Below are 13,374 nucleotides of genomic sequence, written 5' to 3' on the forward strand. Positions count from 1 at the left end.
TCAGGCCCCCGCGCCCATCGACAGCACGGTGACCGCGCGACGGTTCTTCGAGAAGCAGGCCTCGGACGAGCAAACCTCGACCGGACGTTCCTTGCCATAGGAAATGGTGCGCATCCGACCCGCCGAAACGCCCTGCGAAATCAGATAATCCTGCACCGCGCTGGCGCGACGGGCGCCAAGGGCGAGGTTGTATTCGCGGGTGCCCTGTTCGTCGGCATGGCCTTCGATGATGATGGCGTAATCGGGGTTCTGTTGCAGCCACTGCGCCTGACGGGTCAGCACGCCGCGCGCCTCGTCGCCAAGGGTCGATTGGTCAACGGCGAAGAACACACGGTCGCCCAACGTCTGCTGGAAATAGGCGATGGAGGTCGGATCGCTCGGCCCGCCCAGGCCCTGACCGTTCACGCCGCCGGCGCCATAGCCATTGCCACCGGCGCCACCGGCCCCTGCGCCCCCGGCGCCGTAACGGTCAGGGTTGTTGCAGGCTGCAAGGCCCAGAACGGCGACGAGAAGCAGCGCCTTCGAAACATACGCCATGGGAATTATCCTTCTTGATGCTGGCTCGATGGGCCAGAGCTTAACAGGTTTGCGCCGCCGGGGGAATCGACGGCGCCGTGAGGTTTGTTACGGCAGCAAAGGCGACCATGCCGGGTCGGATGCGGCGCCCTGCGTCGGAATGCGCTTCAGGTTGCGGCCCGTCACATCGACCGAATACAGCATCGGATCGCCGCCCGGTTCCTGCCGCGCGAACATGATCACCCGGCCATTCGGCGCCCAGGTCGGGCCTTCGTCGATGTAAGAGGCGGTCAGCAGCTTTTCCTCAGAGCCATCCACCAGCATCACGCCGATATGGAAGCGGCCCGCATTCTGCTTGGTGAAGGCGATATAGTCGCCGCGCGGGCTCCAGACCGGGGTGCCATAGCGCCCGGCGCCACCGGACACCCGGCGCGCCTCGCCGCCGCCTGCCGACATGACATATATCTGCTGGTTGCCCGAACGGTCGCTTTCGAACACGATCTGGCTGCCATCGGGGCTGAACGAGGGGGCCGTTTCAATCGCGGGCGAATTGGTCAGCTGTTGCAACCCGCCGCCATTGATGTTCAGCGAATAGATATCGGTATTGCCGCCACGTTCCAGACTGAACACGACCGTCTGCCCATCGGGCGAGAAGCGCGGCGCGAAGGTCATCGTGCCGGGCTGTTCACCGAGGCCGCGCACCGACAGCGAGCCCACATCCATCACATAGATCTGCGGGAAGCCTGAGGAATAGGAGGTGAACAGGATACGGTCGCCCGAGGGCGAGAAGCGCGGCGCCAGCACGATCGAGGCGCTATCGGTCAGATAAGAGGTATTCGCCCCGTCATAATCCATCACCGCCAGCCGCTTCTGGCGCTGGTTCTTCGGCCCGGCTTCGGACACGAACACCACACGGCTGTCGAAATAGCCGCTTTCGCCGGTGATCCGGCTGTAGACGGCATCGGCCACCTTGTGCGCCACACGGCGCCAGCTGCCCTTGTCCCCGGCGAATTGCAGGCATTCGCCCAGCGTACCATTGGCGAACACGTCATGCAGGCAGAACTTCACCGCCACCTGCCCGCCGCCGCCTTGCACCGCGCCGGTGATCAGCGCCTGTGCATTGATCGCCTGCCAGTCGGGATAGGACACCGCCGCGTCGAACGAGGTGATGTTCTGGATATAGGCGTTTTGCGGGATCTGCTCGAACAGCCCGGTTCCGGCCAGATCGGCGGCGATGACGCCGCTGATTTCCGCCGCCATGTCGCCTGCGCCGCCTTCGTCCACGAAGCGCGGCAGCGCGAAGGGCATCGGTTCAACGACCGGGGTGCCCAGTTCGATGCGCAGCGGTTCGGCCTGCAGCGGCGCGCCGGTCACGGCGCCAAGCGTTGCCGCCGCCAGCGCGGCGGAAAGGAGGTAGCGGAGACGGCTCATCTGACCCTCGTTCCTGTTGTTGCGGCGGCGCCCAAAGCGCGTGCCGCCGCGTTCATGCCAAAGGGGAAAGGCGCGCGGCCCTTCCCCGGTTCCCGTGCCAGGTTGCCCCGGCTCATTGCGTGGCCCCCGACGCGGCGAAGACCAGTTCCAGCTCGCGCCAGGCCTCGTATTTTTCTGCGGGCAGCGGAAAGCCCCGCCGCCCGCATAGCAAGATGGCTTTGCGGGCTGCCTCGTAAGCCTGTTGAACAGCGGCCTCGGAACCGCCCTTCGCCTCGACCAGGCGAAGGGAGTCCGCCACCGGCTTGCGGTCCGGCCCGATGGTCAGACCGATAACCATCGTCACATTCACCGCTTCGTCCGAAAGGGCTGCGGTGTTCCAGCATCGCTCGACCGCCACGGTAAAATCCTTGCGGGTCTTTGCCGAAAGCTCTTTGCCGGACACTCGCCAGACAGAATACAAAGCCGTGCTGGAAACGGGTTTGACGGCTTCGGCCCAAGCCAGCCCGGTTGCGCCCGGCAAGACGGCGCCGACCAAAGCCGTATACGCCAACAGCGCGCCGGTCTTGATGGCATGAAGAATCCGCATCACAGACCCACCCCTTTCGAGTCGAAGACAAGCTCCATCTCTTTCCAAGTGTCGTATTTGTCGGCGGGCAGCGGGAATCCGGCGCTGCCGCAGCGCAGGATCGCGCGGCGGGCAGCTTCATAGGCTTGGCGGGCCGAGGCATCGGTGCCGCCGCTCGCCTCCACCATGCGGATCGAGGTGGCAACCGGCTTGCGATCCTGCCCTACCGTCACGCCCACGACAACCTTGGTGCGCACTGCTTCGGTGGACAGGGTCGAGACGTTCCAGCAGCGCTCCACCGCAACCCGCATCGCATCCTTCTCGCCTGCCGACATCGGCGGGCCATTCGCGGCGATGGAGCCGCCCTTGGCCGCTGCAGGCTTGCTGTCGGCCGCCTTGCTGGCCGCAGGCTTGCTTTCGGCAGGGGCATCGCTGGCGGCACCAGCCAGTTCCGCCGCCAGCGCCTCGGCCACCGCGTCATCGGTGGCGCTGTCGCTTGCGCCTGCGGAATCCGACGCGCTGTCAGACGCCTTGGCCGCCGGTTTCGCAGCGGGCTTCGCCGCCGGTTTCTCGGCGGTTTTGGCGGTGCTGGCCTCGGCAACAGCCTCCTCAGCCGGTTCGGCGGCGGGGGCAGTGCGTTTCGGGCGCGACTGCGGCTTGCGGCTGGAGGTCGGCGCCAGCGTCGGCGCGTCTTCCTGCGGCGTGGCCTCGGTCACGATTTCGGTCGTGGCTTCCTCGGGGGCGGCGGCCTCGGTCTTTTCCTCCACCACCGGGGTTTCCGGGGTGGGCGTGTCGCTGACCTCGGGCTTGGCCTCTTCGGCCACTTTCACCGGCTCTTGCGGCGCTTCCTGCGGCACCGGGGCCACGCGGGTCGCGGGGCGCGGGCGCGGCATTTTGGAGGTGTTCGGCACCGGCACCGGCTGCGCGACCTCTGCCACCGGGGCGGTGGGTTCGGGCACGGGTTCCGGCTGCGGCACCGGCTCCACCGGCAGCGTTTCCGCCAGTTCGGCGGGTTTCGGCGGCGGCGCGGGCGTGGGTTCGGGTTCGACCACAGGCTCGGGCTCCGGTGCGGGCTCGGGCTCGGCCGGGGCCGGAGGCTCCGGTTTTGCCGGGGGCGGCTCGGGCTTGGGCTGTGGCTTCACGCTGGGCGCAGGATCGGGCTGCGGTTCGGCCGCAGGCTGTTCCACCGGCTCGGCAGCCGGTTCTGCTGCAGCCTCGCCCGCCTCGGCGGCAGGCGTCGCTTCGGGGCTGGAGGCCACCATTGCGTCGAACTCTGCCGAACTGAGCAGGGAAACCTCGGTCACGGCAGGCTCCGGCGGCTCACTGGGGCTGAACAGGAAATCGCCCAGAAGCACCCAGAGGATCAGGCAGATATGCCCGATGCCGGAGATGATGACGCCTTTGTCCATGGCACCGGCCTCAGCCACCCGTATTGGCGGGTGCTGCGGCCCCGCCGACAGCGCCGCCCATCAGCGGCCCGTTGCTGTCGGTCACCAGACCGATGTTGCGGAAGCCCCCGGCATTCAGCGCGCCCATGACCTGCGCCACCCGCTCATAAGGAATGGCACCGTCGGCGCGCAGGAACACCTTGTCCGAGGCGCGCTCGGACGCGATGGCGGACAGTTTCGGGATCAGATCCACCTCGGACACTTCGCTGTTCATGATGAACAGCTTGCCATCGGCGGCGATGGTGATCGCCAGCGGCTCTTCCTGTTCCGACGGCAGCGAGGCGGCGGCGGTTTCGGGCAATTGCACCGGAACCCCCACCGTCAGCATCGGCGCGGCCACCATGAAGATGATCAGCAGCACCAGCATCACGTCCACGAAGGGCGTGATGTTGATATCGGCCATGCTGGCAGACGAGCCGCGGCGCCGACCGCGCCGCCCCCCGCCACCGCTTTTCTTGACGACCCCGGCCCCCATGGCTCAGGCGTCCAGCTGGCGCGAGAGGATCGTGGCGAATTCGTCGGCGAACGCCTCGTAGCCGCCAAGGATGCGTTCACTGTCGGCGTTGAGCTTGTTGTAGAACACCACCGCCGGAATGGCGGCGACAAGGCCGATCCCCGTGGCCATCAACGCCTCGGCAATACCCGGCGCGACGGTGGCAAGATCGGTGTTCTTGGTGGCGGCGATCTGGGTAAAGGCGTGCATGATGCCGTAGACCGTGCCGAACAGCCCGATGAACGGCGCGGTGGAACCGACTGTGGCAAGGAAGCTCAGGCCGCCATTCAGCACTTCGCTTTCGCGGGAAATCGCCACATCCATCGCCCGGTCGATACGCGATTGCGCCCCGGCGATCAGCCCGCCATCCTGCCGGTGGCTGCGGCGCCATTCCAGCATCCCGGCGGCGAAGATCTTTTCGCTTTGCCCATCCGGCTGCGGACCCAGCTTTTCAAACAGCTCGTCCAGCGGCTCGCCCGACCAGAAGGCCCGGTCGAAGATCGAGGCTTCCAGCCGCGCGGCCCGATACATGATGTGTTTGCGCACGATGATCGCCCAAGACCAGAAGGACATCGCCAGAAGGCCGATCATCACCACTTTCACGGTGAGGGTTGCGCGCGCGAAAAGGGCCAGAAGCGAGAAGTCAAGCTCCTGCGCCATCGCAAGGGTTTCGGTATTCATTACGCCTGCTCTTATTTTGCCGGGCCATTGTTCCGACCCGCTCTTTAGCGGTGATTCTATCCTGATTTTAGAGGGAATGCCAACACATCCTCGTCACCGGCTGAAAGGTGCCCATATGCCGGGGGGTTGGCGCCGCCTCCGCTTACCCTTCGCTCAGCAACGCCCGGATTTCGGGCGGCAGACGCGCGGCGCGGCCATCCTCGCCCAGACAGACCAGCGTGACGGCGGCGGTGAACAGCGTCTCCTCGCCCCGCAGCACGGTTTGCCACAGGTCGATCCGGGCACCACCCAAGGCGCGCAGTTCGGTCGTGGCGGTCAGCAGATCGTCGAACCGCCCGGGGCGCAGATAATCGGCATCGACCTTGCGCACGGCAAAGACGATGCCGGTTTCCGCCTTGAGCCGCCCCTGATCGACCCCGCGCGCGCGCACCCATTCGCTGCGGCTGCGTTCGATGAATTTCAGGTAATTGGCGTAATAGACGATCCCGGCAAGGTCGGTATCTTCGTAATAGACGCGGATCGGGTGGCGGTACATCTCAGATTTCCTCACGCTGGGTGCGGGCGAACAGGCGCAGGGCGTGGCTGGGATCCTGCGCCACGGGCGGCAGAACGGGGTCATAGGCCGCGCGGATCAAGGCGCCGATCTCGGGGCGCAGGATCACGGTTTCCCTTACCCGCGCCAAGGCCGAACGGTCGGCAAAGGCGCGGTCGGACCACAGAAGGATGACCTGCACCGCCTGATTGAGCGCCAATGTATCGGCGGGCACGGCAGAGAGTTCCTCATCCATGCGCAAAAACACGAAGGCCGCCTTGATCGCGCCCGTGGCATCGAAGCGGAACAGCCGATACTGGTTCGCCCCTACCGCCGCCAGCCGGGCGCAAAGCGGCGCCAGATCGGGCACCAGCCGGTCGAGATTGGGCACCTCGGGCAGTTCGGCCCAGTCGCGGAAGAAGAACACCATGAGGTTGGCGCCGAGTTCCGGGTCGGTTTCGGCCATGCGATGACCGGCCAGCACCACCACCGCCTCTATCGCGCCCTTGACGATGGCAAGCGTGGCATCCTCGACGCCAAAGACCACCGGCACGATGGGGCGGCCCCAGCGGGCAAACAGAAATTCGCCCGAAGCCCGCGTGAACAAAGCCTGCACCTCTGCCGGGTCCATCCGTCTCTCCCTGCTGGCGGTTTCTGCGGCGGCAATAGGCGGTTTCGTGTGGAGGCTCAACCATATTGCCTGAAAAGAGCTGCCGCCCGGCGGGCATCGAGCCCCGCCGGGCGGCATTGCCATGGATTGCGACACGGGTGGCGCGAAGATGGACTACATGGAATGCGGTCAGGACGGCTGGGTATTTAGACAAAGAAGAAGGGAATTGTGGCGGGAACAATTCCAGCCTCGTCTGTGCGGGCGGGCGGCGCTAGAAAGGATCATGATGAAGCGCACCCTGCCCCTTTCCGACGCGCAATCCCTGCCGCTGTGGCGCAGGCCGATTGCGCTGCTGTTCCTGATGGCCGCCGCCATGCCGCTGGCCTTTTCCACCTGGACGGCGCTGCTGAACAATTTCGTTATCGAGAAGGCCGGGTTTACCGGGGTCGAAATCGGCTGGCTGCATACGGTGCGCGAGATCCCGGGGCTGCTGGCGGTGGCGGTGATCGCCATTCTGCTGCTGTTCCGCGAACAGGTGCTGGCCGGGGTGATGCTGATCCTGCTGGGGGTTTCCACCGCCGTGACGGCGTGGTTTCCCACATTGGGCGGCATCATGGCGGTGACGCTGCTGTCCTCCATCGGCTTCCATTATTTCGAGACGGTGAACCAGTCGCTGCAATTGCAGTGGATCGACCGCAAGGCCGCGCCGAAGACCATCGGCTGGATCGTGGCCATCGGATCGGGCGCCTCGCTGCTGGCTTACGGCGCGATCATGCTGACCTGGAAGGCACTGGGGTTAAGCTATAACAGCGTCTATCTGGTGTCGGGCGGTCTGTGCGCCGCCATCGCCGTATTTTGCCTGATCGCCTATCCGCAGTTCGAGGCGCCGCATCCGCAGCGCCGCTCCATCGTGCTGCGCCGCCGCTACTGGCTGTATTACGCGCTGCAACTGATGGCCGGCGCGCGGCGGCAGATCTTCGTCGTGTTCGCCGCCTTCATGATGGTGGAGAAGTTCCATTTCGGGGTAGAGAAGGTGACGGCACTGATGCTGATCAACTTCGTCGCCAACATGATCGCCGCCCCCTATCTGGGCCGGTTCATCAGCCGCTTTGGCGAACAGAAGGCCATGCTGGTGGAATATGCCGGGCTGTTCTGCGTCTTCCTGTGCTATGGCGGGCTGTATTGGTATGACTGGGGGGTCTGGGTGGCCGCCGTGCTCTATGTCGTGGATCACCTGTTCTTCGCCATGTCCTTCTCGCAGAAGACCTATTTCCAGAAGATCGGCGATCCGGCGGACATGGCGCCCACCGCTGCCGTGGCCTTCACCATCAACCATATCGCGGCGGTGTTCCTGCCAGCGGGCCTTGGCTACCTGTGGATCATGGCGCCCGGCTCGGTGTTCGGGCTGGCGGCGGGCATGGCGGCGATTTCGTTCCTGCTGTCGCTGCTGGTGCCGCGCCACCCTTCGGCGGGCAACGAGACGCGGTTGACCGGGGGCGACCGCTGGGCGCAAGTTCCGGCAGAGTGATTGGACGCGCGGCGCCGCGCGCCTATATTGAGCCCAGCACAGGAGGCGCCGATGTTCCAGATGTTCCAAAGCGCGAAGACGAAGATGGTGGACCCGCAAGAGGCCCTGCCGGGCCGCCCCACCCCGCTGCCGCTGACCGAGCCGCATTTTATCAGCGGGCTTGACCTGAAATCCCCGGTGCCCGCAGGCTTTGCCGAAGCGATGTTCGGCATGGGCTGTTTCTGGGGGGTAGAGCGGAAGTTCTGGCAGGTGCCGGGGGTTTGGCTGACCATGGTGGGCTATGCGGGCGGCTATACCCCGAACCCGACCTATCAGGAAACCTGCACCCAGTTGACTGGCCATAACGAGGTGGTGCGGGTGATCTTCGACCCTGCAAAGGTCAGCTATGCGGCGCTGCTGCAGCTGTTCTGGGAAAACCACGACCCGACGCAGGGGATGCGGCAGGGCAATGATGTTGGATCGACCTACCGCTCTGGCATCTATGTGTATACACCGGAGCAGCAGGCGGCGGCGCAGGCCTCGAAAACCGCCTATCAGGCAGCGCTGACAGCGGCAGGCAAGGGCACGATCACAACCGAGATCCGCCCTGCCCCGATCTTTTACTATGCCGAGGACTATCATCAGCAATATCTGGCCAAAAACCCCAATGGCTATTGCGGCATCGGCGGAACGGGTGTGAGCTGCCCCGTGGGCTTGGGCGTCTGATCCCGGGTTCGGGAGGGAACGATGGCCAGCGCATTGGAAGACATCCGCAAGCACCTTGCCGAACTGCGGGCGCGGCTGGACGAGGATCTGGATCACGCGCAGGCGCGGCTCAACTACCGGCTGGACCATGGCCGCGCGGTGTTCGATGCCGAAGTTCTGGCCCGGCAGCGGGCGCTGCGGGTGCGTCTGGGCACCTTCCTACGCCAGACCCGCCCGCTCGTGGTGCTGACCGCGCCGGTGATCTATGCGCTGATCCTGCCCGTTGCGCTGCTGGATCTGGCTGTCAGCCTGTATCAGGCGATCTGCTTTCCGGTTTATGGCATCGCGAAAGTGCGGCGGCGCGATCACCTTGTGCTGGATCGCCACCTGCTGGCCTATCTCAACCTGCTTCAGAAGCTGAACTGTCTCTATTGCGGCTATTGCAATGGCGTCATTTCCTATGTGCGCGAGGTCGCGGCGCGAACCGAGCAATACTGGTGCCCGATCAAACATGCCCGCCGCGCCGAGGGGCTGCATGAATGCCATGCCGATTTCGCCGATTATGGCGACGCGGAAGACTGGCTGGCCCGCCTGCCAGACCTGCGCGCAGCCCTGCGCCCTCAGGCTGACGAGACGAGACACCGCCCCGCGCCGTGAGGGCGCCCCACCCCAGCATGTCTGCGCCTTGACGGCGCGGGTCCGCCTGTCTATCGCGGCCTGAACCAGCAGAGGATCCCCACCGATGTCTACCTTTTCCGCTCTGACCACCCTGACGGGCGAAGACGCCGCTGAATCTCTGGCCGCCGCCATCGAGAAGCTGGACCCGGCGCCCGTCGGCGTGGGCGTGTTCGAGATCGAGGATGACAGCGGGCTGTGGGAAGTCGGCGCCTATTTCGTGGAACAGCCGAACGAGGTGATGCTCGACGTGCTGGCGCTGGCCTTCGGCGCAAAGCCTTTCGTGATGTCGGATGTGCCGGATATCGACTGGGTGGCGCATGTGCGCCGCGAGCTTTCGCCGGTGGAGGCGGGCCGGTTCTTCGTCTTCGGCAGCCATGACGCCGACAAAGTGCCCGAAGGCCGGGTTGCGTTGCAGATCGAGGCGACGGTGGCCTTTGGGACCGGCCACCATGGCACCACGCTGGGCTGCCTGCGCGCCTTCGACCGGCTGATGGATGCGGGCTTCCGCCCGGCCAAGGTTGCCGATATCGGCTGCGGCACGGCCGTTCTGGCCATGGCGGCGGCATCGGTGCTGCCCGACGCGCTGGTCATCGCCTCGGATATTGACGAGGTTGCCGTCGATGTTGCCTTGGCGAATGTGGCGATCAACGGGCTGGAAGGCCGGCTGGAATGTCTGGAGGCTGCAGGTTTCGACGCCGCACGCCTGCAGGAAGCCGGGCCTTATGATCTGGTTTTCGCCAATATCCTGAAAGGCCCGCTGATCGAACTGGCGCCCGACATGGCCACCCATGTCGCGCCCGGTGGTCTTGTGATTCTGTCGGGCCTGCTGGTGGTGCAGGCCGAGGCAGTGACGGCGGCCTATGAGGCGGTCGGCTTTACGCTGGAGTCCCGCGAAGATCTTGGCGAATGGTCCGCACTGGTGCTCAAACGCGCCTGATCGGGTGCAGAAAGACGGCTGAACTGGGGCGCACGCCCTAGTTTTGCCACATTTTAGCCCCAAAAGTGATACTTGGGTGGGGGCTGTATCGTGGAGTAATCGGTATGGCCGGGCAGGATCTGTCTGAATTTTACGCGCGGCTTGCGCGTATCGAAGATGCACGCGCGAAGGGGCATGGCTTCGAGGCCGACGGCACCTTGGGGCGATCTTATTACACAAAACCATCTCGCAAGCGCAGTCGTCTGATCGGGCCTCTGCTGGTCATTCTCGCCTGTGGCACCGGCTTGAAAGCGTCGATGTACTACCAGATCGGGTCCGCCTCCTACCTTGATCGCGTGGAACGGATGCGGGAAAGCGAAGGTTTCGCGCGTCTGGGCGGGTTTCTGATGCAGGCCGATCCTGTCACGGTTCAGACCTCCGCCTTGATCGACCGACTGCTGCATTGAACACGGGGCTTGGCACCAATCCTGCCCGTCCGTCATCCGCACCAGATACCAGAAAGGCCGCCCCCCTTGCGGAGTGCGGCCTTCGGCATCGGAGTGGAATATTCTGCGGGGCATTCTGCGCCCCATCGGGATGACAGATCAGACGCGGGCTTTCGCCCCGATCAGATCAATGTCACCGCGGCAAAGCCCGATATCGTCAAGCTCGCGATCCGACAGCTTTTCCAGCGTGTTACGGGTCACGCGCGCGTCGTTCCATTCGGCGACGGCAGCAACGATGTTGCCCACGAACTGGATGAAGCGGAAAGTCGCGATAGCGCCGAAGGGCGCCGTCCGGGTAGTCTCATAAGCGGCCATGGCGGTCCTCGTTTTCAAACTGCTCACATCGAAGGCGTTCTTGCCTTCGCAACGTCAGATAATCGGGCGCAGTATGTATCGCAAGCAAAGCCCGCGCATGTCGCACTTGCAGAAACTGCATGGCTCATCGCCTTTTGCGTCATATTGGTTTCATCCCGCAATGCCCCCGCAAGCTTGTGTCGCTTGCGACACGGGAAGGGTCGGAAACGATACTCCGGCGCCGCACCTGACCCGGCTGAAATTGCCGTTGGCCCCTCTTAACCTTTCGTGCTAGCGTGGGGCAAACCAAGAACAAAGGGTCGCGGATGCGGGTGATGGGCATTGATCCGGGGTTGCGTAACCTCGGATGGGGGGTGATCGACGTGCAGGGCGTGCGACTCACCCATGTCGCCAATGGCATCTGCCATTCCGCCCCCGGCGAAGGCGACGGCGATCTGGCGCAGCGCCTGCTGAGCCTGCACAGCCAGTTGACCGAGGTGTTGCGCCTGTGGCAGCCCGATACGGCGGCGGTGGAACATACCTTCGTCAACAAGGATGCGGTGGCGACGCTGAAACTGGGCCAGGCGCGCGGCATCGCGCTGCTGGTGCCCGCGCAATTCGGGCTGACGGTCGGGGAATATGCGCCCAACGCGGTGAAAAAGACGGTGGTCGGTGTGGGTCATGCCGCCAAGGTGCAGATCGACCATATGGTGCGCCTGCATCTGCCGGGGGTAAAGATCGCAGGGCCGGACGCGGCGGATGCGCTTGCGATCGCGATCTGCCACGCGCATCACACGCAAAGCAGCACGCGGCTGCAAGATGCGCTTCGGAGGGCGGCAGGATGATCGGCAAGATCTCGGGGCGGATCGACCATCGCGGGTCGGATCATGTGCTGATCGACGTGCGCGGCGTGGGGTATATCGTGCATGTGTCAGACCGGACACTGGCCGCCCTGCCCGGTGTGGGTGAGGCTTGCGCGCTGTATACAGAACTGCTGGTGCGCGAGGATCTGCTGCAACTGTTCGGCTTCCCCACCCTGCTGGAAAAGGAATGGCACCGCCTGCTGATGACTGTGCAGGGCGTGGGTGCCAAGGCCGCGATGGCAATCCTCAGCGCGCTTGGCGCCGAAGGGGCCGCGCGGGCAATCACGCTGGGCGATGCGCGCGCCATTCAGGCCGCCCCCGGCGTCGGCCCGAAACTGGCGCAGCGCGTGGTGCTGGAGCTGAAGGCGAAGGCGCCCGGCGTCATGGCCAAGGGCGCCAGCCTGCTGTCGGACCCCGTGCTGGATGAGGTGATCGAGGCGCCCTCCCCCCCCACCGCCAGGCCAGCCGCGAAACCCGCCCCCAAAGGCGCCGCCCGCGCAGCCTATAGTGCCGATGCACTGTCGGCGCTGCTGAACCTGGGCTATCAGCAAGGCGATGCGGCGCAGGCCGTGGCCACGGCAGCGGCAGAGGCGCCCGAGGCCGATACCGCAAGTTTGATCCGCCTGTCGTTGAAACTGCTGATGCCCAAGGCTTGAGGCCGGGCTTGCCCCCGCCCATATCCGGGGCAGGAGGTGCCAGATGGTGGGTTATGTGAAAACGGCAATGCTGATGGCGGCGATGACCGCGCTGTTCATGGGGATCGGCGCGTTGATCGGCGGCAGTTCGGGGGCGGTGATCGCGCTGGTTCTGGCCGGGGCGATGAACCTGTTCACCTATTGGAACAGCGACAAGGCGGTGCTGCGGATGAACGGCGCCCGCGCTGTCGATGACCGCACGGCGCCGGATTTTGTGCGTCTGGTCCATGATCTGGCCGACCGGGCCGGGATGCCGCGCCCGAAGGTCTATCTGATCGACACCGATCAGCCCAACGCCTTTGCCACCGGCCGCAACCCGCAAAACGCCGCCGTGGCGGCCACCACCGGCCTGCTGCGCCGCCTGACCCGCGAGGAAATCGCGGGCGTGATGGCGCATGAGCTGGCGCATATCCAGAACCGCGATACGCTGACCATGACGATCACCGCGACCATGGCGGGTGCAATCTCGATGCTGGCTAATTTCGCGTTCTTCTTCGGTGGCAACCGCGAGCGGGAGGGCGGGGTTCTGGGTGGCCTTGTGGTGATGATCTTCGCCCCCATGGCGGCGGCGCTGGTGCAGATGGCAATCTCGCGTTCCCGAGAATACGAGGCGGACCGGCTTGGCGCCGCAATCTGCGGCCAGCCGCTGTGGCTGGCGGCGGCACTGGCCAAGATCGACGCCTTTGCCAAGGGCATCGACAACCCGGCAGCCGAGGCGAACCCGGCCATGGCGCATATGTTCATCATCAACCCGCTGCATGCCCATGCGCGCGATGCGCTGTTTTCCACCCACCCCGCCACCGCGAACCGCATCGCGGCGCTGCAAGCGATGGTGGGAAGCGCGGCGCCGCAAACCGCCCGGATGGCCCGCAGCTCCATCCCGCGCGTCAGCCGCAAGAGGCCGTGGAGCTGACGCTTCGCGCTTGCCAAATCG

Annotated in this window: 17 protein-coding genes; 8 read left to right on the forward strand and 9 right to left on the reverse strand. The window is 65.2% G+C overall.

Annotated features, from left to right (window positions below; all coding sequences use genetic code 11):
* From pal to BMX43_RS07700, 8 genes are all read right to left on the reverse strand, one after another.
* Positions 1 to 537 carry a peptidoglycan-associated lipoprotein Pal gene (gene pal / locus BMX43_RS07665; RefSeq protein ID WP_091299634.1) on the reverse strand — a complete coding sequence of 179 codons (537 nt, stop codon included), beginning with the start codon at positions 535 to 537 and terminating at the stop codon, positions 1 to 3.
* 87 nt (positions 538 to 624) lie between these two features.
* Positions 625 to 1,947 (reverse strand): Tol-Pal system beta propeller repeat protein TolB, encoded by a 1,323-nt coding sequence (gene tolB / locus BMX43_RS07670; RefSeq protein WP_091299637.1) that lies wholly within the window; start codon positions 1,945 to 1,947, stop codon positions 625 to 627.
* Positions 1,948 to 2,059: 112 nt separating this feature from the next.
* Positions 2,060 to 2,533 carry a hypothetical protein gene (locus BMX43_RS07675; RefSeq protein WP_091299640.1) on the reverse strand — a complete coding sequence of 158 codons (474 nt, stop codon included), beginning with the start codon at positions 2,531 to 2,533 and terminating at the stop codon, positions 2,060 to 2,062.
* Positions 2,533 to 3,921, reverse strand: a complete 1,389-nt coding sequence (locus BMX43_RS07680) for a hypothetical protein (protein ID WP_091299642.1) — start codon at positions 3,919 to 3,921, stop codon at positions 2,533 to 2,535. Before BMX43_RS07680 ends, BMX43_RS07675 begins: the two co-directional genes overlap by 1 nt.
* 10 nt (positions 3,922 to 3,931) lie before the next feature.
* Positions 3,932 to 4,435: a protein TolR gene (gene tolR / locus BMX43_RS07685; protein WP_091299644.1), complete on the reverse strand. Its 504-nt coding sequence runs from the start codon at positions 4,433 to 4,435 to the stop codon at positions 3,932 to 3,934.
* A 3-nt stretch (positions 4,436 to 4,438) separates the two neighbouring features.
* The gene (tolQ, locus tag BMX43_RS07690) at positions 4,439 to 5,134 is read right to left on the reverse strand and encodes a protein TolQ (RefSeq protein ID WP_091299648.1); all 696 of its coding nucleotides are present in this window, start codon (positions 5,132 to 5,134) and stop codon (positions 4,439 to 4,441) included.
* Positions 5,135 to 5,276: 142 nt separating this feature from the next.
* A complete protein-coding gene (ybgC, locus tag BMX43_RS07695) occupies positions 5,277 to 5,669 on the reverse strand; it encodes a tol-pal system-associated acyl-CoA thioesterase (RefSeq protein ID WP_091299651.1) in 393 nt (130 codons plus the stop codon).
* 1 nt (position 5,670) lies between these two features.
* Positions 5,671 to 6,297: a hypothetical protein gene (locus BMX43_RS07700; RefSeq protein ID WP_091299654.1), complete on the reverse strand. Its 627-nt coding sequence runs from the start codon at positions 6,295 to 6,297 to the stop codon at positions 5,671 to 5,673.
* Positions 6,298 to 6,562: 265 nt separating this feature from the next.
* Between BMX43_RS07700 and BMX43_RS07705 the strand changes: the two genes are divergently transcribed.
* From BMX43_RS07705 to BMX43_RS07725, 5 genes are all read left to right on the forward strand, one after another.
* On the forward strand, positions 6,563 to 7,804 hold the full coding sequence (locus tag BMX43_RS07705) for an MFS transporter (protein WP_091300179.1): 1,242 nt from the start codon (positions 6,563 to 6,565) through the stop codon (positions 7,802 to 7,804).
* Between the two features lie 51 nt (positions 7,805 to 7,855).
* A complete protein-coding gene (msrA, locus tag BMX43_RS07710; RefSeq protein WP_175482050.1) occupies positions 7,856 to 8,509 on the forward strand; it encodes a peptide-methionine (S)-S-oxide reductase MsrA in 654 nt (217 codons plus the stop codon).
* Positions 8,510 to 8,530: 21 nt separating this feature from the next.
* A complete protein-coding gene (locus BMX43_RS07715; protein WP_091299657.1) occupies positions 8,531 to 9,145 on the forward strand; it encodes a hypothetical protein in 615 nt (204 codons plus the stop codon).
* A gap of 85 nt (positions 9,146 to 9,230) precedes the next feature.
* Positions 9,231 to 10,103 carry a 50S ribosomal protein L11 methyltransferase gene (locus BMX43_RS07720; RefSeq protein WP_091299659.1) on the forward strand — a complete coding sequence of 291 codons (873 nt, stop codon included), beginning with the start codon at positions 9,231 to 9,233 and terminating at the stop codon, positions 10,101 to 10,103.
* Between the two features lie 104 nt (positions 10,104 to 10,207).
* Positions 10,208 to 10,549: a hypothetical protein gene (locus tag BMX43_RS07725; protein WP_091299663.1), complete on the forward strand. Its 342-nt coding sequence runs from the start codon at positions 10,208 to 10,210 to the stop codon at positions 10,547 to 10,549.
* A 138-nt stretch (positions 10,550 to 10,687) separates the two neighbouring features.
* Here the strand turns inward: BMX43_RS07725 and BMX43_RS07730 are convergent, their stop codons facing one another.
* The gene (locus BMX43_RS07730) at positions 10,688 to 10,903 is read right to left on the reverse strand and encodes a DUF1127 domain-containing protein (RefSeq protein WP_091299666.1); all 216 of its coding nucleotides are present in this window, start codon (positions 10,901 to 10,903) and stop codon (positions 10,688 to 10,690) included.
* Positions 10,904 to 11,208: 305 nt separating this feature from the next.
* On the opposite strand from BMX43_RS07730, the gene ruvC reads away from it, so the two are divergent.
* The 3 genes from ruvC to htpX are packed head-to-tail and all read left to right on the forward strand — an operon-like array spanning position 11,209 to position 13,353.
* The gene (ruvC, locus tag BMX43_RS07735) at positions 11,209 to 11,727 is read left to right on the forward strand and encodes a crossover junction endodeoxyribonuclease RuvC (protein WP_091300185.1); all 519 of its coding nucleotides are present in this window, start codon (positions 11,209 to 11,211) and stop codon (positions 11,725 to 11,727) included.
* A complete protein-coding gene (ruvA, locus tag BMX43_RS07740) occupies positions 11,724 to 12,401 on the forward strand; it encodes a Holliday junction branch migration protein RuvA (protein WP_091299669.1) in 678 nt (225 codons plus the stop codon). Before ruvC ends, ruvA begins: the two co-directional genes overlap by 4 nt.
* A 46-nt stretch (positions 12,402 to 12,447) precedes the next feature.
* Positions 12,448 to 13,353, forward strand: coding sequence for a zinc metalloprotease HtpX (gene htpX, locus BMX43_RS07745; RefSeq protein ID WP_091300189.1), 906 nt, complete (start codon positions 12,448 to 12,450; stop codon positions 13,351 to 13,353).
* Positions 13,354 to 13,374: the final 21 nt, after the last annotated feature.

This window comes from Gemmobacter aquatilis (genome assembly GCF_900110025.1).
In the GTDB taxonomy this organism is placed as follows: domain Bacteria; phylum Pseudomonadota; class Alphaproteobacteria; order Rhodobacterales; family Rhodobacteraceae; genus Gemmobacter; species Gemmobacter aquatilis.